The sequence below is a fragment of the Ochrobactrum sp. MYb379 genome (assembly GCF_037479515.1).
GTDB lineage: Bacteria > Pseudomonadota > Alphaproteobacteria > Rhizobiales > Rhizobiaceae > Brucella.
The window spans coordinates 23,239-45,160 of sequence record NZ_JBBGYW010000016.1 but is presented as its reverse complement, the minus strand read 5'-3'; the positions used below and the strand labels follow the sequence as shown (position 1 = coordinate 45,160).

Sequence of the window (21,922 nt, the reverse complement as noted above, 5' to 3'; positions counted from 1 at the left end):
GATTGAAGCTCATAGGTAAAATCTATAAGCATTCTCTATGCCAAAAATGCATCAGCTTCGATACTTCATTGCCCTTGCAGACACGCTAAGCTTCAGCAAAGCTGCGGCCCTTTGCCATGTGACGCAACCCACCTTGAGCGCGCAGATTAAAGAACTTGAAGAACGGTTGCAGGTGCAGTTGGTTGAGCGCAGTCGGTCCTTCGTATTTCTGACTCCGATTGGTGAGGAAATAGCCGTAAGGGCTCGCGCGATAATTGCGCAGACAGAAGATATTCGGGAAATCGCACGCGGCACCAAGAATGAACAGCTTTCCGGAACACTCCAAATGGGGGTGGTGCAGACACTGGGTGCCTACGTTTTATCGCTTGCTGTGCCGAAACTTCGAAAGAAATATCCTGATCTGCGGCTCTCGGTGTGGGAAGACCGCATCGAGAGTTTGCCGGTGAAGCTGTTAGAAGGGGCACATGATCTCATGCTCATCCCTTCTAAACCACAGCATGCAGAACTCACTTCAATGATGCTCATGCGCGAACCATTCCATATCGTGATGCCCTATGACCATCCCCTGGCTCACCAATCATCAATCAATTCGTCAGATTTAAACGGCCAAACTTTGCTTTCTATGGATCGTTCAGGCGACGTTTATAATCAAATGCATCGCCTGTGTGCTGAAGTCGGGGCATCCTTCGTTACCGACTATGCTGGTGCTACTTTAGATACTTTACGGCAAATGGTTGCCGCAAGAATGGGGATTAGTTTGCTGCCCGCGCTATATGTAAGATCAGACGTCTTACGTGAAAAACTCGTCGTAGCAAGGCCGCTTTCTTTCGATGGTCCTTCGCGCGAGATACACATGGTGTGGAGGCAATCTTCCCCACGGCATGCCAAATACTTAGACTTTGCAAAACTCATAAGCGAATGTTTAGCACCTTGGGACGCAGGCGAAACTGGTGTTGGCAACTAAGATTAAAAGGACAGTTAAGAAGTCATTTTTCGCGACCGTTAATAAAAACTAGGTTTCTAGAGCCCCTATTAAATGGCGTTGTCACGTTAAGTTTGTCTGGCCGGAAAAGGCAGCGGTTCTCAGATCTTCAGGCGACACCGGCCGCAATTTTCCCTACATCGATAGCTTCGAGGCGATGGTATCGAATTGTTTGTGCGGCTCGACGACGGGACGGAACGGAAAGGCAATTGCGGGTCGCTGAGTGCATAGAGACGAACCTTTGCAACATGCCTAGTGCTAGGGGGGCCGCCTTGCATGGTTCGTTCCCGTTTACCGAACGGCAGATGGCTATTCTCGGCCCGATTATTGAGGCCCTTGTGCGAACACTGGTTAAGGCCGGGTGCCACTTCTGCCTTTGCCGCGCCTTTATCACGCCGCTTCTGCAAGATTTCATCGAGAACGGTGCCGTTTTGATCCACCGCACGCCAGAGTTTCTCTCTAGCGCATTTGACGACGACTTAGTCCAGATACCAAATATCACTGAGGCGCGCCTGATGCTGCCGTAAGTTGCATGCGATTTGGGGTCGGAACTTGGCGATCCAACGACGAACTGTCTCGTATGACACGTCGATTCCACGCTCAAGCAGCGTTTGCTCAACTTCACGCAGACTGAGATTGAACCGCAGATAACGCCATACCGCATGAGCAACGATGTTAGGTAGAAAACGGTGACGCTTGCAGCTGATAACGGATGTCTGCATCGCCTAAATTTACGCCTAGTCCATCACACAGGCAATTGCAGCCCAGTTAAAGTGACAATACCCGCCGTACAGTGGATGAAGGTTGAAGAACGCAAGGCCGCCAAACGACTCCGCGTCTCGCGCGTTACATCCAGACATTTGGTGCATGATGAGCGCAGTCATACCAGAACGAAGCGAGGATCGATGGAATTATGCTCCGAACAAAAAAATTTAAAGCGCCGATCTGCTCATTCAGATCCACGCTTTAAGATAGCGACACTCTGCAAGACGTTCTTTTAACGAACCAAATATCTATCCATCCAGATTAATGATTATGCCGCGGTGGCGTCTTCGAGAGCTGGCGAAATTTTTCCGCATCACGAATGGTTGCACCATCGGCAAGCTGCGTGACGGTTTGCCGGTAAATCATCTGCCAGGGTGTCGCATCCGCCGGTGTCTTCGGAAGGCCATCCGCCTTCCGGCGTGCAATCTCAACATCATCTACCAACATATCGCACCGGCCCTGATTGAAGTCGATACGAATAATATCGCCATTGCGCACCCAGGCCAAACCGCCGCCTGCTGCACTTTCCGGTGAAGCGTTGAGAATGGATGGACTGTCAGCTGTACCAGATTGGCGACCGTCACCGATGGTCGGCAGACTGGTAATGCCGCGTTTCAGCAAGTGATCTGGAGGCTGCATATTGACCACTTCGGCAGAGCCCGGCCAGCCGAGTGGGCCAGCGCCCCGAATGAGCAGAATGCAGCGCTCATCAATATTGAGCGCTGCATCGTTGATGCGCTGATGATAATCCTCAGAGCCATCAAAAACGATAGCACGACCATCGAAAACGCCCTCACGGCCCGGCTCTGAGAGATAGCGCTCGCGAAATTCCGGTGAGACCACACTCGTTTTCATGATGGCAAAATCAAACATATTGCCCTTCATGACAAGGAAGCCCGCACTCCCCTTGAGCGGCTGCGCATAGGGGTAGATCACATCGCGGTCCGAGGTTTCCCGACCTTCGAGATTTTTAGCAATCGTTTTGCCGGTAACACTTGCACAGGCCCCATCAAGCTTTCCCGCTGAAAGCAGTTCCCACATGATTGCCGGAACCCCGCCTGCCCGATGGAATTTCTCGCCTAGATATTCACCCGCTGGCTGAATATTGGCAAGCAATGGGATATCAAAGCCTTCATCTTGCCAATCGTCCGGTCGCAGTTCCACACCGGCGTGTTTTGCCATCGCCATCAGATGGGGTTGGGCATTGGTTGATCCGCCAATCGCCGAATTAACCTTGATCGCATTTATGAAGGATGCGCGCGTCATAATACTGGATGGACGGATGTCTTCCAGCACCAGTTCGACTGCGCGACGGCCCGTTCGATAGGCCATCTGAGCGCGCTCGCGATAAGCGGCCGGGATAGCAGCGCAACCGGTGAGCGACATGCCAAGCGCCTCAGCTATGGCATTCATGGTGGATGCCGTCCCCATCGTATTGCAGTGGCCAACGGACGATGCAGAACTCAGCGCCGCTTCAAGGAATTCTTCCTTGGTGATTTCTCCAGCTGCATATTTGCGGCGCGACTGCCATATCACTGTACCGGAGCCGACAAGCTTGCCCTCATGCCAGCCATCGAGCATAGGGCCGCCAGAAAACACGATTGCCGGAATATCCACAGTCGAAGCAGCCATCAATGCGGATGGCGTGGTTTTATCGCAACCTGTCGTTAGAACAACGCCATCCAGCGGATATCCATAAAGGATTTCCACAAGCGTCAAATAGGCCAGATTTCGATCCAGTGCTGCCGTTGGGCGCTTGCAGTTTTCAAACAGGGGATGACTTGGAAACTCAATGACAATGCCACCTGCGTCACGGATACCATCGCGGATACGCTTCGCAAGATCAAGATGATGACGGTTACAGGGATTGAGATCACTGCCAGACTGGGCAATCCCAATGATCGGCTTGCCCGAACGCAGCTCTTCCGGCGTAGTGCCGTAATTCATGAAACGCTCAAGATAGAGCGCTGTCAAATCCAGATGATCGGGATTATCAAACCAATCCTGAGAGCGTAGCCGACGCGGCGTGTTCCGATCGTCATTCATTGGCATTCCTCATGGTCACGATTGTTGAGCTTCTCCAGATACAGCAACAAGCCCGAATGGTCCGTTTCACCGTGACCGGATTCAACGAACGCACGGAATTCACCGCGGACATCTTCTGTCAAAGGCAAATGAAGGGAAAGGCTTTCAGCCATTGCCGCCACAGCATCCAGATCTTTCAGCTGCAATCGCGAAGGTCCACCCAGCTCAAAACGGCGCTCTACCATGCGTTTGCCATGCAGTTCCAGAATGCGGCTTTCCGCAAAGCCACCGCGAATGGCATCGCGAAACTTGCTGCGATCCGCACCTCCGGCTTCCACCAGCATCATGGCTTCAGCAACGGCACCGATGGTGATTGCAACAATCTGCTGGTTGGCAAGCTTGCATATCTGCCCCGCACCCGAAGGCCCAACATGCGTAACGCGGCCAAGAGCTGCAAACACATCCGCCAGTTCTTCAACAAGTGCCCCATCACCACCAGCCATGAGTGCAAGGGTTCCTGCCTCTGCTCCGACAGTCCCGCCGGAAACAGGGCAATCAATATGCCGGATACCCATTGCATTCAAATGCTGCGCATGTTCCCGCGCAATCGGTGGAGCGATAGACGAAGTATCAATGACAACTGTACCCGCCTTAAGCGCGGCTGCAACGCCCCCATCAAACAGCACCGCGCCGACCGCTTTACCATCGGAAAGCATTGTAAAAACCAGATCAGCGTCTTTAACCGCGTCAACAGCACTTGTGGCGACAATCGCACCATTTTGAGCCAAGGGCTCGGCCTTGAAGTTATCGCGATTCCACACAGAAACGCTATAACCAGCGCAAAGCAGGCGTCGAACCATTGGCGCGCCCATAAGCCCTGTGCCAAGGAAAGCAATCTTGCGCGTCAAAGCGAACCTCCAAGCTCATCCTCAACATGAGCATGAATAATCTGGTCAAATGAGGTTTCTGCCTCAAAGCCCAACGCGCGCGCGCGCTTGGCTTCAAAACCCGGCGCCCATCCCTCACACATCTTTATGATCATCTCATCCGGCTCGCGACGAATAAGCGCGACCGCTTTTTCACCGGCGATACGGCGTAATGCTTCGATCTGTTCTCCGACGGTAACGGAAAGGCCCGGCATAAACAAATTGCGGCGTGCTCCAACGCGCTGAAGATCCATCGTCGCCCCATGAATGAGAAAGCCAACGGCAGAGCGCGGCGAGGCATGCCAATGACGAACGTCTTCGGATACCGGCAACACGGCTTCCTGCCCGATCAAGGGCTCACGCAAGATATTCGAGAAGAAGCCTGATGCGGCGGCATTGGGCTTGCCCGGACGAATGCAAATCGTCGGCAAGCGGATACCAATGCCATCGAAAAAGCCGCGCCGCGTATAATCCGACAACAGCAACTCGCAGATTGTCTTCTGAGTGCCATAACTGGTCAGTGGCGTCAGGTGGAACTCATCGGGAATAGGAAACGGCAGTGGCGCGCCGACAACTGCAATTGATGACGTGAAAACAATGCGCGGAAAATAGCCGTCTTCCATATGCGCTTGGCGAACGGCATCAAAGAGAAGACGCGTACCATCGAGATTGATCCGGTAGCCCTTATCAAAATCAAGCTCTGCTTCGCCCGAAACAATGGCCGCCAGATGAAAAATGATATCTGGGCGTGTTTCGATCAGCTTCTCAGCGGTGCCGGGTACAGAAAAATCGCGACTTTCAAGCCTGACCTTGCCCGTAAAACCTGCAGGCGATTCCGGCTTTACGGCATCGATCAGCGTAAGTGTTTGGATTGACTTGCCATCAAGGCCGCCATCTTTAACCAATCGCTGCGACAGCTTGCGGCCGACCATACCTGCCGCGCCTATAATCATAATATGCATTATCTTCTCCTCCACGACAGATCTTATTCGACTCCGTGTGCTCCAACACCACAAGCTCGAAAAAGTATTTGTAAGGTTGTCTGATAACCTTATATCATGCGCTTGAAAACCAAAACTTAAGAATTTGCCCTCTGCATCATCGAATAAGGCAAGCAAGAGGCTGGAGGAATCATGCAACTGGAAATCAGACCCACGAGCGCCGCTGACATCGCATCAGATCATGTGCAGGCGCTGATCGCTCAATTGGGAGCAGACCTTGTTCTTTCCGGCAACGATACGGATCGCTTTTGCCGGGATTGGCACGATGATGTAATTAGCAGTGCTCTTGCGGTGCTGCGTCCGCGCTCGACACAAGATGTGTCCGCATGCGTTCAAGCGGTGAGCGCGCGTGGACTTTCCATTGTCCCGCAAGGCGGCAATACCGGTCTTGTGCTTGGAGCAATACCCGATTCCCCTACAACGCAGGTTGTTCTAAGCCTTGAGCGCATGACAACCGTGCGCAGCATTGATGCCGATGATTTTTCGGCAGTCGCCGAGGCTGGCTGCATTCTGTCGGAGTTCAAGGACAGGGTTGAAGCGGCTGGAATGTTCTTTCCACTCGCGCTGGGCGCACAGGGGTCTTGTCGCATCGGCGGCAATGTGTCCACCAATGCAGGCGGCATTAATGTGCTGCGCTATGGCATGACGCGTGAACTCGTCCTCGGTCTAGAAGTTGTGCTGCCGGATGGCTCCATCTTCGATGGCCTTTCAACGCTGCGAAAAGATAACCGCGGCATAGACCTGAAGCAGCTGTTCATCGGTGCTGAGGGCACTATGGGCATCATTACAGCCGTAGCCGTCAAGCTTATGCCGCATCCCGAACAGGTCACGACCGCGCTGCTCGGCCTGAATTCCCTTGATGATGCCATAGCGCTCTATCGCCGAGCAAGATACGATTGTTGCGACTTGATGTCGGCTTTCGAATTCATGCCCCCCCTTGCCTTCACTCTGGCACGAGAAGCAATGCCTGATTTGGCCATGCCGATGGACGGGAATTATCCGGCCTATGTGCTCATGGAAATTTCCGGGTCGGGTCTGATCAATATTGAAGATCTAATGCAATGCTTTCTTGAAAACGTCATGCAGGATGGTCTTGTTGTCGACGGGGTCATTGCAACTTCGCATGACCAATCCCGTAAACTTTGGCTGTTCCGCGAAGGAATGAATGAAGGTCAGGCCAAGCGTGGGCCTCATCTGCGGACAGACGTTTCTGTGCCATTGTCGCGCCTCGCCGATTTTGTCCGTGACGCAGAAGCTGCCGTTTATGCTTCTCTTCCAGACTGCATTTGCGTGTCTTACGGTCATGTTGGCGACGGCAATGTTCACCTCAATGTTCTGCCGCCCCTGATGCTTGATCGTAAAGAGATTGATGCCTGCATTTATGCAGCCAAAAACATTATCAATGATGTGCTCGAACGTTATGAAGGCTCAATCAGTGCAGAGCATGGGATTGGTCGTCTGAAGCGTCCAGATTTTGAAAAACGCTTGCCTGATATTCACAGGCAGTTGCTGAACAAGATCATGACTGCGATTGATCCTGCTCACGTGATGAATCCGGGCTGCCAATTGAGCTTACCTGTGAACTCTCAAACAAGCGCCTGAAGAATATACACATGCGCGCTGCATGCGTTGCTATGAAGCGCGGAGCGACCGTCAATCGCTATCGTTGTTTTTTGCGGGTCCGCTGATAATGCAGACAAACGGTTAAGTTAAGCTGGAACAGACGATCACTGAACACGTAATTTGAGTTCTGGACAGGGAAACAAACTCTAACTAAACAGTTGACACGGTTGTCAGACATCCTGACAATAAGGCAAAGTCGGTTTTGGAGGCCGCTGTCTTATAAAATGAGTATAGCCTTGTTCCATGTGGAGGAGAAGGTCAGTCGGCGACCTCAGTGTCGCTGAACATTAAGTAGTATGTGTTTCTGTGCCGGAGACAGGAAACAATTATTTGTAGCTTTCCATTGAAGGAACGCTATCGGGAGGAGGGTCGCTTGAATTCAGAGCATTCACTGAGTGCACTCAAAATTTTGCCTGCCAACATGCAAAATGCCATTTTGTTCGACCGGGTCTCTGCACCGGATACAAAAGGCATGATGTCATGATCAAGAAGCTAACTGATCTGTTTTTCCAATTTCTGGCGCTGCTTATGATTTTGGCGCTAGCAAGCATGGCGCTGATGGTATTCGTCAATGTCGTCCTACGATATGGCATGAATTCCGGCATTGCCATTTCTGATGAAATGTCACGATACTTTTTTGTCTGGCTAACATTTATTGGCGCCGTCGTTGCACACCGTGAGAACTTGCATATGGGTGTCGAAACGGTGGTTTCACGCTTCAGCCGAACCGGCAGAGTTGTCCTTATGGGCGCTTCCAATCTGGTCATCATGGGCGTGTCTGCAATTCTCTTTATGGGAACCTGGCAACAACTTCCGATTAACACCTCAATGGTCGCGCCTGTGAGCGGTCTTTCCATGGGCTGGGTTTACGGCATCGGACTGTTTACCGGTGCCGGTATTTTCCTGATTTCGCTTGAAAGATTGTTCCGCATTATAACGGGCCGCGTCACCGAAGAAGAAATTTCTGCCTTCGCCGGTGAACATACAAGTATTGAAAAACTATCGGAGCGCGCCTGATGACTCTTCTCGTATTCATAGGATCGCTCATCGGCGCTATGGCCATCGGTGTGCCGGTCGCGTTTGCGCTTATGCTCTGCGGTGTCGCCCTGATGTGGCACATGGACATGTTCAATTCGCAGATTATTGCGCAGAACATGATCGCCGGCGCCGACACATTCACACTACTGGCTATTCCGTTTTTCATTCTTGCCGGTGAGTTGATGAACTCGGGCGGTCTGTCCAAACGTATCATTGACTTCGCAATTGCCTGCGTTGGTCATATTCGCGGTGGACTTGGCATCGTGGCTATTTTTGCCGCGATCATCATGGCGTCGATTTCTGGCTCCGCAGCTGCTGACACTGCAGCTCTCGCTGCAATTCTCATTCCGATGATGGCTAAAGCCGGTTATAATGTTCCACGATCTGCGGGGCTTATCGCAGCAGGCGGTATTATTGCACCGGTCATTCCACCTTCGATGGCCTTTATCGTATTTGGCGTAGCCGCCAATGTCTCCATTACAAAGCTATTCATGGCTGGTATATTCCCCGGCATTCTGATGGGGATGTCGCTCATCATCACCTGGTTGTTGGTTGTTCGTAAGGACAAGGTCGAAACTCTTCCACGCGTTTCAGGAAAGGAACGCCTGAAAGCCAGTGGTCGTGCCGCATGGGCGCTTGGTATGCCCCTCATCATTCTGGGTGGCATCAAGGCCGGGGTCGTAACGCCAACTGAAGCCGCTGTGGTTGCTGCCATGTATGCACTTTTCGTTGGCATGTTCATTTACCGCGAACTCAAGATTACTGATCTTGGTCACGTGTTTCTTCGGGCCGCGAAAACAACATCTGTGGTTATGTTCCTCGTATGCGCGGCCCTCGTGTCTGCATGGCTTATTACAGCGGCGAATATTCCGGCTGAGATTAGCAATTACATCGAACCGCTGATCGACCGTCCGACTTTGTTGCTCTTCGTCATCATGCTTCTGGTTCTGGTTGTAGGTACAGCACTTGACCTGACACCGACGATCCTGATCTTAACACCGGTTTTGATGCCGATTATTCTGAAAGCCGGCATTGATCCTGTCTATTTCGGCGTTCTCTTCATCATGAATACATCTATCGGCCTTCTAACCCCACCGGTTGGAGTTGTGTTGAACGTCGTTTCCGGCGTTGGCCGCGTTCCGCTCGGTCGTGTCATAAAAGGCGTTTGGCCATTCTTGCTTGCGGAGATTTGCGTATTGTTCCTTTTGGTTCTGTTCCCAAGTCTCGTTCTCGTTCCTGCCAGTTGGCTCTATTAAGCTGCTGGCGCTCTTTTACTTTCTCTAAATCTGGGAGGATACTCATGAGAAAATTTCTAATCGCAACAACAGCACTCGTTTCTGCCGCAGTCACTTTTGCTGTTGGACCGGCACAGGCTGAATTCAAAAGTCGCAACATCCGCGTTTCTAATGGTATCAATGCTGATCACCCGGTCGGAAACGGCATCAAGGCCATGCAGGCTTGTCTTGATGAAAAATCGGATGGCAAGCTGAAGCTGACGGCATTCTGGGGTGGCGCTTTGGGCGGGGACCTCCAGGCAACTCAGGCGCTGCGTTCTGGCGTTCAGGAAGCTGTTGTCACGTCCTCTTCGCCTCTGGTTGGAATTGTTCCAGCGCTTGGTGTCTTCGATCTTCCGTTCCTGTTCTCGAGCGCCGATGAAGCCTATACCGTCATGGATGGTGAATTCGGCGATTTGTTGAATGAGAAGCTCGACGAAGCTGGTCTGGTCAATCTTGGTTATTGGGAAAATGGCTTTCGCAACCTGTCAAACTCCAAGCATCCCATCAACAAATGGGAAGATCTTGAAGGTATGAAGGTTCGCGTTATGCAGAACAATATCTTCCTCGATACATTTAAAAATTTTGGTGCGAATGCCACGCCAATGGCATTTGGCGAAGTTTTCTCTGCACTGGAAACAAAGGCGATTGATGCACAGGAAAACCCCTATGTGACCATCGACACATCCAAGTTTTATGAGGTGCAGGGCTTTGTTTCGGAAACAAAACACGCCTACACACCTTTCCTTTTCTTATTCTCCAAGCCGATCTTCAACACCTATTCTCCTGAAGAACAGGCTGCTCTGAAGGAATGCGCTGGCGTTGGTCGGGATGTCGAGCGTAGCGTGATCGCTGATCTCAACAAGAAGTCACTTGAAAAAATCGAAGCTGCTGGTGTGAAGTTCAACACCATTGCGCCAGAAGAACAGGCACGTATTCTTGAAAAGTCTCAGGTGATTTACGAAAAGCACAAAGCTGACATCGGGCCAGATATCGTGGAACGTGCTCAGAGCATCCTTGCTGATCTGCGCAAGTAAGTCTCAGTTCAAACGCAAAAGAGCCCGCGGTGAATTCTCACCGCGGGCTCTTTTATCGGAGGATTTCATGGACGGGATCACCCATCCATTTACGTTCTGAACCGCATCGGGTTGAGAGCGCATTGCACTCCAATCGGATTATGCTTTAATGCGCTGCTCGCGGAAGAAAATAAACAATCCAGATCCGACAATCAGCGCTGCGCCAACCATCATGCTGGTTTTTGGAATATCCCCAAAGAACATCCAGCCAAATAGCACTGCCCATAGCAGAAGCGTATATTGAAGCGGAGCTACTGTTGCTGCATCGGAGATTTTAAGCGCACGGTTGACGAGCATATGAGCCGCCATCGCCACGATGCCCAAAAGCAGCATAAGAGCGATTTCAGTCGGTGCCCCCAGAGGTCGCCAATCAAGTGGGGCAAAAATGACACCTGCTATAAGCGCACCCATCAATTGGAAGAAAACGAGCGTCTTGTCCGGTGTCGCGCGCAGGCTGCGGCCTGAGATCATCATGAACGCAAAGGCGATGGTGCCTAAGATCGAGATGATTGCTGGCGCAGTAAAAATGGCGCTGGACGGATTGAGCGCGATAATGACACCCACAAAGCCGATCCCGATAGCCGTCCAGCGACGCCAGCCAACCTTTTCTCCAAGCAGGAATGGTGAAGCCGCTGCAACGTAAATTGGTGCGGCCAGCCAATATGTCATGACGTCAGCCAGAGGCAAATACATGACAGCATAGTAAAACGCGAAAACCTCAAGGGTCGAAAAGAAAACGCGCGCTGCCTGCAGAAGCGGTTTCTCTGCTTTTACAATGGGTTGCAGCCCGGACCTCCAAAGAAAAGGGGCGAGAATGACAAGCGCTGCAAGGCTGCGGATCAATATGACCTGACCCACGCTGTAACTGGCCACAAGCCACTTTCCCATAGCGTCATTTAATGCAAACATCAGCATGCCCAAGAGCATGAGCGCAGGGCCGACTATTGCCGGGACTGCAATACCGCGCTGTTGTTGAGTGGTGATAGGCATCAAGCTTCCAATCAGAACTATCAGTTATTTTTCGACATCAAATCGAGGTCGCATTTGAAATACGGCGGCTCACTGTGAATGCTTTATCGAGTTCTGGATTTAACTCCATGCCAAGGCCTGCGCCGGGCGGCACTGTAATCATACCGTTCTTTACCTCTGGAAGAGCGGTGACAAGATCACGATACCAAGTCCGATAAAAGGCGCGGACACTCTCTTGCACCAACGCGTTCGGCGCATTCAGTGAAAGGTGGGTTGATGCACATAAAACCACCGGGCCGGTGCAATCATGAGGTGCGACAGGCAGATGCCAGGCTTCAGCCATTGATGCAATTTTCCGGGCCTCCGACAACCCTCCGCACCAGGAAATATCCAGCATGACGATACCCGCAACACCGGTTTCAAGATAATCGCGAAAGCCCCATCGCGAGGCCAGCGTTTCAGATGCGGAAATGGGCGCGGGAGAAACTTCGGCATAGCGCTTGAGACTGGAAAGACTGTCCATCTTGATGGGGTCTTCATGCCAGAAAGTGCCATAAGGCGTCAGCGCCTTCGCGATCTGCATGGCCGGCAAAAGCTGCCACATGGAGTGAAACTCCACCATGATATCGATACGATCGCCGACAGCTTTACGGATTTTATCAAAAGGCTCAAGCGCCAATTTCATATCCGTCGATGCAATATACTGTCCGCGCGTATTTTCCGCAGCCGCATCGAAAGGCCAGATTTTCATAGCCGTAATGCCCTCTTCAAGAAGAGATTGGGCCAACTCATCAGCCCTGTGCAAAAAGCCATTCAGATCATCATAATCACGACCGGTCGAAAGGCCATAATTGACTGTGGTCTGGCCGGTTGCTTTCTTGATATATTCTGTGCCTGCGCACGTGTTGTATGTTCGGATTTCCCGGCGCGTAAAGCCGCCCAGAAGCTGCGCTATTGGCTGGTTAGTCGCCTTCCCGAAAATGTCCCACAAAGCGATATCAAAAGCCGAGTTGCCGCGCACTTCCGCGCCCGATGAACGAAAGCCGACATATCCCACAAGATCGGACGCCAAACGGTCGATTTCCAGAGGATCGCGTCCAATGACCCGCGGTGCAACATATTCATGGATGTAAGCTTCAACAGTTTGCGCACCGAAAAACGTTTCGCCAAGCCCAGTGATCCCCTCGTCCGTATGAACAAGAACCCAAAGCAGGTTCGCGCGTTCTGCTACACGCACAGTTTCCAGCGCCGTAATTTTCATAGATTCCTCCTAAACGCCCCCAAGAATACTTCTCATAAGCCTTTGGGATTCCTCGTAACTTGACTGATGAAAGTATCAAATTCGTTAGCGTTTCGGGATGCAGGTCTTAAAAGCTTAACTGAACTTTCATAGATCGGATTCGGTCTCCTGCGGCCTCAAAAGCCTCAAGCACACCCTCAAGTGGATAAACGAAACTCAGAAGAGGTTTCACATCGACTGTCTTGCGATTGAGCATATCCACTGCAAGTTCAAACTCCGCGTGAAAACGGAATGAGCCGCGCATATCGATTTCTTTTGAAACGACAATATTCTGCGGAATCGATACGTCACCGCCGAGCCCCACCTGAACCAGAATCCCACGCGGCTTAAGCACTTCAAGCCCGGCACGCATGGCGCGTTCATTGCCCGAGGCTTCAAACATGACGTCGAAATAGCCCTTATTTGCAGTATAACTTGCAAGCTGCTCAGGATTATCAGCAACATTGATGGTGCGGTCTGCTCCAATGTCGCGCACCTTGTTCAGAACTGGCTCCATCACGTCCGTTGCCACAATTTCACGAGCACCATGAGCACGAGCAGCAATGATAATCAAAGCACCTATTGGTCCACATCCAGTCACAAGAACGCGCTTGTTCAGCAACGATCCGGCACGCGACACAGCATGAAGTGTAACAGCTAGTGGCTCGGCAAAGGCCGCTTCGTGAATGGATATGCCATCATCCACCTTATGGCATTGCCAGCTTTCAGCAACCAGTGTCTGACGAAATGCACCCTGAATATGAGGCATAGGCATAGCGCTACCATAAAAGCGCATATTCAAGCAGTGGTTCTGCAAGCCTGCAAGACAATACTGACAGGCACCGCACGGCCTGCTTGGCGAGACCGCTACCCGATCACCAACAGCAACATTCACGACACCGCTTCCCAGAGCCGTGACGGTTCCCGCAATTTCATGCCCGAGGATCATTGGCTCGCGCAGCCGGATCGCACCGATGCCACCGTGATTATAGTAATGTAGATCCGACCCACAAATGCCACCCGCTTGAATGGCAATCTCCACCTGACCTGAGCCTACAGGATCGGGTTTGCGCTCCTCAATTCTGAGGTCTTTTGCGGCGTGAATGACGACAGTTTTCATACACTTCTCCCTGATCTAACTTGCATATGTTATCGATAACATTTATGCAAGAACAACCTATAAATGATCATTCATCGCATTAATAAATCTGGGAGGAATTCATGACATTTCCGCTATTCGACCTTTCGGGTAAACTGGCCCTGATAACGGGTTCAAGCCAGGGGATTGGTCTTGCACTCGCCAAGGGGTTGGCCGAGCACGGCGCGGAGGTGATTATCAATGGTCGTGATGAGGCCAAGGTGGAAACTGCTGTTAAGACCCTGATTGATGCAGGCCACAAAGCGCATATCTCCACCTTCGATGTGACTGAAAGCGACGCCGTTAAAGCAGGAATAGACGCAATAGAGCGCAACATCGGGCCGATCGAAATTCTCGTTAACAATGCGGGAATGCAGCATCGTTCACCGCTTGAAGATTTTCCGGAAGACAAATGGCTACAACTGCTTGCGACCAATGTTTCCAGCGTTTTTTATGTCGGCAAAGCCGTGGCGCGTCATATGATCGGTCGTAAAGAAGGCAAAATCATTAATATAGCGTCAGTTCAAAGCGAACTCGCCCGACCGTCTATCGCACCTTATACGGCCACAAAAGGCGCAGTGCGCAACCTGACACGCGGCATGGCGACCGACTGGGCCAAATACGGCCTCCAGATTAATGCAATTGCGCCGGGTTACTTTAAGACGCCACTCAATCAGGCACTTGTTGATAATCCTGAATTTACGGGCTGGCTGGAAAAGCGCACCCCGGCGGGCCGCTGGGGTAATGTCGAGGAACTGGTCGGAGCTGCGGTCTATCTAAGCAGCAGCGCTTCCTCTTTCGTCAACGGTCAGGTGCTCCATGTCGATGGCGGCATGACGGCCAGCGTTTAAGCACAGAGTTTGTGTCAATCATGGGAGAAGGTTGATGAGCAGAACTTCGAATGTGGCTGTTATCGGTGCTGGTATTATGGGAACGGCGATTGCCACCCGGCTCATGGAGACAGGCAATCGGGTGAGAGTTTTCGATCTCGATAAAGACAAAGTCGCGCAACTTGCCGAAAAAGGCGCCATCGCATCAGGCTCTCCTGCGGAGGCTACCAAGGACAGCGATTTTGTTATCCTAAGCCTCAATCATGCGAACATTGTTCGTAATGTGGTTTTCGGTGAAAACGGCGTTGCTACAACTGCTGAAGTGGGGAAAACGCTGATAGACATGTCATCTATCGACCCTGCAGAGACCGCAAGAATGGCACAACAACTGGCGTCCGATACCGGCATGAAATGGGTCGACTGTCCGCTGTCAGGCGGCGCTCCACGTGCACTTTCCGGCCAGTTGACGATTGTTGCTGGCGGTGAGAAAGAAGACTTCGATCATACGTATACCGTGATGCAACATCTCAGTTCGAATTACACTTTAATGGGACCGAGCGGCGCGGGACAGACAACCAAACTTATCAATCAGCTTTTCTGCGCTGTGGCATTTCAAGCCGTTGCAGAGGCGGTCAAGCTTGCGGAAGCCGGTGGTGTTGACCCGTCGGTCATCCCACAGGCACTGGCTGGTGGACGCGCTGATAGCCGCATAATGCAGGAGTTTATGGGAAAATTTGCAGCGCGCGACTACAGCCCCACAGGCCGCATCGACAATATGCTTAAAGATCTGGACTCACTTCAGGCTTTTGCCATGAAGACGAAGACCCCTCTGCCTATGACTGGCCAAGTTATCGAAATACATCGCTTGCTGTGCGCGGCAGGATTGGGCGATAAAGATTCCGCCGAGATGATGCGTTTGCTGGATGGCAAACTTTCATAAAATAAGGCGGCCAATGGCCGCCTTTTCCATACTGCGTTTGCTAAACGACCGATGTTACCGGGTCTTTGCCACTGAAATGGGCGTTTAAGTTTGCCAATACCAGATCGGCCATGGCTTTGCGTGTCTGATGTGTAGCACTACCGATATGCGGTGTGAGAACGACGTTCCGCATGTCATATAGTTCGACAGGCACGTTTGGCTCGTCTTCAAAAACATCAAGTCCTGCACCACCAAGCATGCCCAATTGCAACGCCTTAACCAATGCTAATTCGTCCACCAACGCTCCGCGCGCGATGTTGATAAGAATACCATCAGGCCCAAGTGCCGTCAGAACGTCGGCATTTATTGCATGGCGTGTTTCAGCGCTCGCCGCAGCGGCAACCACCAGCACGTCACAGTTCTTTGCAAGCTCAATCAAGCTTGCGTAGTAGTCATAGTCAACATTCTGCTTGGCCCTACCAGTATAGCTGATCTGGCCCTCAAAACCTTCCAATCGCTTGGCAATTGCTTTTCCAATGCGACCCAGACCAAAGACACCATAGCGTCGCCCACTAACTCGGGCTCCAAGGCCGATTTCTGTTTTTGGCCAGTTTCCTTTGCGAACATGGGCATCTGCGATCGCTATGTGACGCGCCTGCGCGATAATCAAACCGAGTGCGGTGTCAGCCACATCTGTAGTTAGAACATCAGGGGTGTTTGTAACGCGATAGCCGCGGTGCCGAGCCTTTGGCAGGTCAACCTTATCAAAGCCAACACCATTAATGGCAACGATTTCAAGCGCGGGCAAGCGATCAGCCAGTTCATTTGGAATTCCGATATGACCGCCGGTGACAACAGCTTTAATCTTAGAACCGTGTTCGTTCAGAAACGCGTCCTGATCCGCAATCTCAAACCAGCGATGGACTTTGTATTGTTCATTCAGGCTTTGCTCCATTGCGGGGGTCAAAGGGCAAAGCTGGAGTATTTCTACTAACATAATGTGTCTCTTCATTCACTGTTTGGATGCGTTATTTTACGTCTGACTTCACGAACTGGCGAAGCTCCGGTGTCTGAGGGTTGGCAAACAGCTCCGCTGATGGCCCCTCTTCCCAAATCTTTCCCTGATGCATGAAAATCGTCTGCGTTGCGACGCGCCGCGCAAAAGCCATTTCATGGGTGACCAAGATCATGGTCATGCCACCACGCGCCAGTTCTTCCATCACATTGAGCACTTCTTCGGTAAGCTCAGGGTCAAGCGCGGAAGTCACTTCATCAAACAGCATCACCTTGGGCTGCATCGCCAAAGACCGTGCAATTGCGACACGCTGCTGCTGACCGCCTGACAATTGATCAGGATAGGCATCAAATTTTTCCGAAAGACCAACAAGCTTCAAAACCTCTTCGGCTTTTTTATGCGCTTCAGCCTTCGGTATATCCTTCACGATTTTCGGTGCGAGCATGATATTTTGGCCAACCGTGAGATGGGGAAACAGGTTGTAGCTCTGGAAGACGATACCAACGTCCTTGCGCAGTTTGCGCAATTGTGCGGCATCGCTTGACACCTTGTGCCCTGCAATCTCGATTTCGCCGGAATTGATTTTTTCCAATCCATTGATACAGCGCAGGAGTGTGCTTTTTCCCGAACCTGAACGACCAATCAAAGCAAAGACTTCGCCGCGTTCAACGGTCAGCGAAACTCCCTTGAGAACTTCAACATTACCGAAACTTTTATAGACATTGTTGATGACGACTTCAGACATTGAGCCTCCTTTCCAGCCAACGCGAGAATAATGAAAGTGGGTAGCAAACGGCGAAGTAGAGCGCGGCTACCACGATAAAAACGCGGAATGGCTGGAATGTTGCATTATTGATGAGCGTGCCTGCACGAGCCAATTCGACAAAGCCAATGATCGAAGCAATCGACGTGTTCTTGACCACCTGCACGGCAAAACCGACAGTTGATGGCAGTGATATGCGGACGGCCTGCGGTAGGATAACATAGCGAAACTGCTGCACCCTCGTCATCGCGAGAGACTCGGAAGCTTCCCATTGCGGCTTAGGCACCGACTGAATGCAGCCACGCCAGATTTCTGCCAGATAGCCCGATGCATAAACTGACATCGATGCACCTGCGGCCAAAAGAGGATGCAGATCAAACCCGGCAAGACTCAAACCATAATAAGAAAGAAACAGGATCATCAGCACCGGAATACCCTGAATAATCTGGATATAGGTGCCAGCAACTACCCGCAACCATTTCAGCGTTGACACGCGTGCAAGAGCGATCAGGAAGCCGGTAATGCCACCGCCAATCAAGGCAATAACAGTCAACAATACCGTCCATTGCAAGCCCGTCAGCAGAAAGAGAAATTCGTCAGGTCCGAAAGTTCTAAAGGTCATGCTGAAGCCTCCGGAATAGCGACGATGGAACGGCGCGCAACGCGTCGGCCAAACAGCCAGAGACCGACCAGTGCCAGCAGCGCACGTAAGCATAAGGCCAGCAGCAAGTAGATCAGTGTGACGACTATATAAACTTCGAATGACCGATAAGTTTGCGATTCAACGAAGGCTCCAGATGCGGCAAGTTCTTGGGTAGAAATCACCGAGCAAACACTGGATGCCAGCATCATCAAAACGAACTGGCTGCACAAAGCCGGGTAAACTTTTGCTAAAGCCGGCAGAATGATCACATGGCGATAAATTTGCAGTCGCGTGAAGCCAAGCGCTTCGCCTGCTTCAATCTGCGACTTATGCACTGCCTCAATCCCTGATCGAATAATTTCGGTCGAGTAGGCTGTGAGATTAATAGTCATACCGATAAGCGCCGCAACTTCCGCGCCGACGCGAAAACCTATTGCTGGCAAACCGAAATAGATGATGAACAACTGCACCAGAAACGGCGTATTGCGAACGATTTCGACATAAGAGTTGATCAAAAATCGAATTATGCCACTGTTCATCGAGCGCAATGACGCAAAGACAATGCCACCTGCGCAGCCAAGAACGATTGACATAATTGAAAGTTTGATCGTCAGCCAAATACCAGAAATCAGAACATCTTGATATTGGGCGATGACTCCAAACTGAAACGTGTAGGACATGGTCTGGCCTCCCGCTGTATGTCAGCGCTTGTGCGGGTATTTCGATGCAAGGATATGGAAGTTCCCTCGGTACGTTGAGAGCGCCTTAACGCACCCAGGGAACAAACAATCAGAACGATGGAAGATCCGGCATCGGACGGCCTGTCCATTTCACAGCGATCTCGTCTAAATCGCCCGAAATCTTCATGAGATAGATTGCCGTATTAAGCCACTGACGCAGCTCGAAATCCTCAAGCTTGGTTGCCATAGAATTGCCCTGCTGGAAAAATGTGAAGCCGACCTTCATCCCCGCTTCTGGGCGCTGTTTGATGATCGCTTCGCCAACGGTGGAGGGTAGCGCCACTGCATCCACTTGCCCGGCAATCAACGCCTGCGCGCTTGTCGAATCGTCTTCATAAACGACGATTTCAAGACCTTCTACGCCCGCCTTACGGAGGGCTGTTTCCTGAGTAGAGCCGCGGTTAACCGAAACTCTCTTGCCTGCCAAATCTTCCAGCTTTGCAAAATTCTGATCAGGGCCGGAAATAATATCCATATTAAACGCGTTGTAAGGCTGAGTGAACATCACAGTCTTCGCGCGTTCGCCGGTTGGTGACAGCGTTGCAACAAGGAAATCAACCTTACCTGTCTGGAGTGCTGGAATACGCGCAGGTGGGGTCAGCGGAACCAACTCAACAGGCAGATTGAGATAGGTTCCCAATAGATTGGCGACATCGACGTCATAGCCAGTTGGGTTGCCCTTTTCATCGATCATACCCATGGGCGGAGCGCCAGTCAGCACACCAATCTTGACATTTCCCCGACCCACAATGTCACTTAATGACACGGCATTTGCATCTGCTGTGGCGGACATACCGACGATACCAGCCAAGGTCAAACCCATGGCAATATTACGAACTGCTTTCAGAATACGCATAATTTCTCCTCCAAATTCCCGCATTTACCCAATCCTCCTTGAGTAAAAACAAGATGTCATCGCTATACGTTGAAACTTACCATTCGATTACAATAGGAATTACATTTGATGTTTTCGATAACATTCATAATGCACTACCAGAAAAATTTTAGTCAATTCCTTAAATTTTCCCACACAAAGACACCAAACAAGGCCACTTAAGAGCATTTGATGCTGTAACTTTTGCTAAATCGGACAAAGTCTTACTGACATTCTTCCCCCTTGTAATAGTGCATGTTATCGATATCATTGCAATACGAAATCTCAATATAGGAACTCAGCATGCATACTCGTTCAGCAATTTTCGAAGGCACCATCCACCCCGGGCGCGAAGAAGAATTCTTTGCAATTGTAAAAGAGCAATTGCTTCCTGTTTGGAAACGTATGCCAAACGCAAAGGCCGTGCGGGTGATGCGAATGCTGAATGTTGACCCTGGCTCGCCACCTATCGCCATGGTGCAGGAAATAGATTATCCATCCATCGAAGCAGTTGAAGAAGCTTTGGCTTCACCCGTACGGCTTGAAGGACGCGTTATCACAGACAGGATGATGGAAATGTTCGACGGACGTTTCTATCATGTCGTTTACCGACAAATCCCAACTACCGATGAGACACAGACTGCCTGATAACCCAACTGACTGGACAGGATTGATAATGATCGCCTCGCCCCAACGAAAAGCAACGATGCGGGATGTTTCCCGTCTCGCGGGCGTATCTCAAATGACTGTCTCGCGCGTTCTAGCTGACCCTGAGCTCGTGTCTGAAGCCACACGCAAGCGTGTGATGGAAGCGATTAATCAACTAAGCTATGTTCCGGACAGAGTAGCCGGCAGTCTTTCGTCGAGACGTACGAATTTCATAACAGCAATACTGCCCACACTCACCAACTCAAATTTTGCCGATACCGCACAGGGATTGGCAGAGGCGCTACGACCAAAAGGCTATCAGCTATTAATCGGCTTCACGATGTATAAGCTTGAGGAAGAAGAGCGCATCATTCGCGCGATGTTAGAGCGGCGCCCTGATGCTATCGTGATAGCCGGTACAGTGCACACAAAAGCCGCCACAGAAATGCTCCTGAGAGCTGACATTCCGATTGTTGAAATATGGGGTAAGCCCGACAAGCCGATTGATCACTCGGTCGGATTTTCCAACTATGAAGTCGGGCGCGCTGCCGCTCGCCACCTCTTGTCTCTTGGACATCGACGCATCGGCGCAATCGGTTCACGTACAGACGCGGACGCTATCGACTTACGTGGCGAAAGCCGATTGTTGGGTTTTGCCTCCGTTTTGCGCGAGGCAGGTGTCAATGACCGATTGATCATACGCAAGGGGACAGCGCCCGTTTCACATGATCACGGCGCACGCACCATATCCACTCTGCTTGAGCTTGCGCCCGATGTGGAAGCGGTCTTTGCTGTGTCAGATATTTCGGCGTTTGGCGCGCTAATGGAGTGCCATCGCCGGGAAATTAAAGTTCCCGAGCAACTCTCACTGATGGGCTTTGGTGATTTCGATATTGCGCGCCAATGCGTACCAGCAATAACAACAATACGTGTCGACGCAGCGAAAATTGGGAGAAAAACGGGAGAGTTGCTGCTTAGTTACCTTGAAAAAGGCCAAGAAGAAGAAAATATAAAGCCGAGTCATATGGACTTGGGCTTTGAAATAATTGAAAGGCAAACAACGACAACGGCGGGATAATAATAATGAATTATTGGGTGCTGTCACATTGTTTGAAGTAGGCGCGTGCTGACGCGGGCCAGTGGATTTTACGCAAGCTTATGCGCTGTGGCGTTCCATTCAGCGATCTCATTCATACGATGCGCTCGGATTAAGCCCGCTGAACGGTTTGAACTTGCTTGAAGAAAATGGTTTCGGGTGGCTGAAAAGATAGATACGAAATACTGCAATGCTCCAATGGAGCGAAAGAGCTTTGGTGCAGCGATCGCGTTTTATGTCCAAATTATTCATGAGTATCGGATATTTGGTCAGTTTCTGACAACGGGACACTGTCGCG

Annotated in this window: 20 protein-coding genes and 1 pseudogene; 9 read left to right on the top strand and 12 right to left on the bottom strand. The window is 51.1% G+C overall.

Annotation, left to right across the window (positions count from 1 at the left end):
* Window positions 1-37: 37 nt before the first annotated feature.
* Complete coding sequence (locus tag WH356_RS20300; RefSeq protein WP_339514072.1) at window positions 38-964, top strand: LysR family transcriptional regulator; 927 nt, start codon at window positions 38-40, stop codon at window positions 962-964.
* A gap of 127 nt (window positions 965-1,091) precedes the next feature.
* On the opposite strand, the pseudogene WH356_RS20295 reads toward WH356_RS20300, so the two are convergent.
* The 4 genes and pseudogenes from WH356_RS20295 to denD all read right to left on the bottom strand — a co-directional run bounded on the left by WH356_RS20295 (window position 1,092) and on the right by denD (window position 5,660).
* A pseudogene (locus WH356_RS20295) lies at window positions 1,092-1,704 on the bottom strand (IS6 family transposase).
* Between the two features lie 304 nt (window positions 1,705-2,008).
* Window positions 2,009-3,793: an IlvD/Edd family dehydratase gene (locus tag WH356_RS20290; RefSeq protein WP_339514070.1), complete on the bottom strand. Its 1,785-nt coding sequence runs from the start codon at window positions 3,791-3,793 to the stop codon at window positions 2,009-2,011.
* Complete coding sequence (locus WH356_RS20285; protein WP_339514068.1) at window positions 3,790-4,680, bottom strand: NAD(P)-dependent oxidoreductase; 891 nt, start codon at window positions 4,678-4,680, stop codon at window positions 3,790-3,792. Before WH356_RS20285 ends, WH356_RS20290 begins: the two co-directional genes overlap by 4 nt.
* Window positions 4,677-5,660 (bottom strand): D-erythronate dehydrogenase, encoded by a 984-nt coding sequence (gene denD, locus WH356_RS20280; protein ID WP_339514066.1) that lies wholly within the window; start codon window positions 5,658-5,660, stop codon window positions 4,677-4,679. Before denD ends, WH356_RS20285 begins: the two co-directional genes overlap by 4 nt.
* A gap of 171 nt (window positions 5,661-5,831) precedes the next feature.
* Between denD and WH356_RS20275 the strand changes: the two genes are divergently transcribed.
* From WH356_RS20275 to WH356_RS20260, 4 genes are all read left to right on the top strand, one after another.
* A complete protein-coding gene (locus WH356_RS20275; protein ID WP_339514064.1) occupies window positions 5,832-7,301 on the top strand; it encodes an FAD-binding oxidoreductase in 1,470 nt (489 codons plus the stop codon).
* Between the two features lie 501 nt (window positions 7,302-7,802).
* Complete coding sequence (locus tag WH356_RS20270) at window positions 7,803-8,339, top strand: TRAP transporter small permease (protein ID WP_445253705.1); 537 nt, start codon at window positions 7,803-7,805, stop codon at window positions 8,337-8,339.
* A complete protein-coding gene (locus WH356_RS20265) occupies window positions 8,339-9,616 on the top strand; it encodes a TRAP transporter large permease (RefSeq protein WP_339514062.1) in 1,278 nt (425 codons plus the stop codon). Before WH356_RS20270 ends, WH356_RS20265 begins: the two co-directional genes overlap by 1 nt.
* Before the next feature lie 44 nt (window positions 9,617-9,660).
* Window positions 9,661-10,671, top strand: a complete 1,011-nt coding sequence (locus WH356_RS20260; protein WP_339514060.1) for a DctP family TRAP transporter solute-binding subunit — start codon at window positions 9,661-9,663, stop codon at window positions 10,669-10,671.
* A gap of 138 nt (window positions 10,672-10,809) precedes the next feature.
* Here the strand turns inward: WH356_RS20260 and WH356_RS20255 are convergent, their stop codons facing one another.
* The 3 genes from WH356_RS20255 to WH356_RS20245 all read right to left on the bottom strand — a co-directional run bounded on the left by WH356_RS20255 (window position 10,810) and on the right by WH356_RS20245 (window position 14,078).
* Window positions 10,810-11,700, bottom strand: coding sequence for a DMT family transporter (locus WH356_RS20255; RefSeq protein ID WP_339514058.1), 891 nt, complete (start codon window positions 11,698-11,700; stop codon window positions 10,810-10,812).
* Window positions 11,701-11,737: 37 nt separating this feature from the next.
* On the bottom strand, window positions 11,738-12,940 hold the full coding sequence (locus WH356_RS20250) for a mandelate racemase/muconate lactonizing enzyme family protein (RefSeq protein ID WP_339514056.1): 1,203 nt from the start codon (window positions 12,938-12,940) through the stop codon (window positions 11,738-11,740).
* Window positions 12,941-13,046: 106 nt separating this feature from the next.
* Window positions 13,047-14,078, bottom strand: a complete 1,032-nt coding sequence (locus WH356_RS20245; protein WP_339514055.1) for an L-idonate 5-dehydrogenase — start codon at window positions 14,076-14,078, stop codon at window positions 13,047-13,049.
* A gap of 101 nt (window positions 14,079-14,179) precedes the next feature.
* Between WH356_RS20245 and WH356_RS20240 the strand changes: the two genes are divergently transcribed.
* Together WH356_RS20240 and WH356_RS20235 are read left to right on the top strand one after the other, a co-directional pair.
* Entirely contained in the window at window positions 14,180-14,947 is a 768-nt protein-coding gene (locus tag WH356_RS20240) for an SDR family oxidoreductase (protein WP_339514054.1), read from the top strand.
* 34 nt (window positions 14,948-14,981) lie between these two features.
* Complete coding sequence (locus WH356_RS20235) at window positions 14,982-15,866, top strand: NAD(P)-dependent oxidoreductase (protein ID WP_339514052.1); 885 nt, start codon at window positions 14,982-14,984, stop codon at window positions 15,864-15,866.
* Window positions 15,867-15,906: 40 nt separating this feature from the next.
* Here WH356_RS20235 and WH356_RS20230 read toward each other — a convergent pair whose 3' ends face one another.
* The 5 genes from WH356_RS20230 to WH356_RS20210 all read right to left on the bottom strand — a co-directional run bounded on the left by WH356_RS20230 (window position 15,907) and on the right by WH356_RS20210 (window position 19,829).
* Entirely contained in the window at window positions 15,907-16,842 is a 936-nt protein-coding gene (locus tag WH356_RS20230) for a 2-hydroxyacid dehydrogenase (protein WP_339514050.1), read from the bottom strand.
* A gap of 31 nt (window positions 16,843-16,873) precedes the next feature.
* Window positions 16,874-17,605: an amino acid ABC transporter ATP-binding protein gene (locus WH356_RS20225; protein ID WP_339514048.1), complete on the bottom strand. Its 732-nt coding sequence runs from the start codon at window positions 17,603-17,605 to the stop codon at window positions 16,874-16,876.
* Window positions 17,598-18,245, bottom strand: a complete 648-nt coding sequence (locus WH356_RS20220) for an amino acid ABC transporter permease (RefSeq protein WP_339514046.1) — start codon at window positions 18,243-18,245, stop codon at window positions 17,598-17,600. Before WH356_RS20220 ends, WH356_RS20225 begins: the two co-directional genes overlap by 8 nt.
* Entirely contained in the window at window positions 18,242-18,946 is a 705-nt protein-coding gene (locus tag WH356_RS20215) for an amino acid ABC transporter permease (protein WP_339514044.1), read from the bottom strand. Before WH356_RS20215 ends, WH356_RS20220 begins: the two co-directional genes overlap by 4 nt.
* A gap of 109 nt (window positions 18,947-19,055) precedes the next feature.
* Window positions 19,056-19,829, bottom strand: a complete 774-nt coding sequence (locus WH356_RS20210) for a transporter substrate-binding domain-containing protein (RefSeq protein WP_445253706.1) — start codon at window positions 19,827-19,829, stop codon at window positions 19,056-19,058.
* Window positions 19,830-20,183: 354 nt separating this feature from the next.
* Here WH356_RS20210 and WH356_RS20205 point away from each other — a divergent pair, with 354 nt between their 5' ends.
* Both WH356_RS20205 and WH356_RS20200 read left to right on the top strand, forming a co-directional pair.
* Window positions 20,184-20,528, top strand: a complete 345-nt coding sequence (locus tag WH356_RS20205) for a hypothetical protein (RefSeq protein ID WP_339514040.1) — start codon at window positions 20,184-20,186, stop codon at window positions 20,526-20,528.
* 58 nt (window positions 20,529-20,586) lie between these two features.
* Entirely contained in the window at window positions 20,587-21,606 is a 1,020-nt protein-coding gene (locus tag WH356_RS20200; protein WP_339514141.1) for a LacI family DNA-binding transcriptional regulator, read from the top strand.
* The last annotated feature ends 316 nt before the right edge of the window (window positions 21,607-21,922 follow it).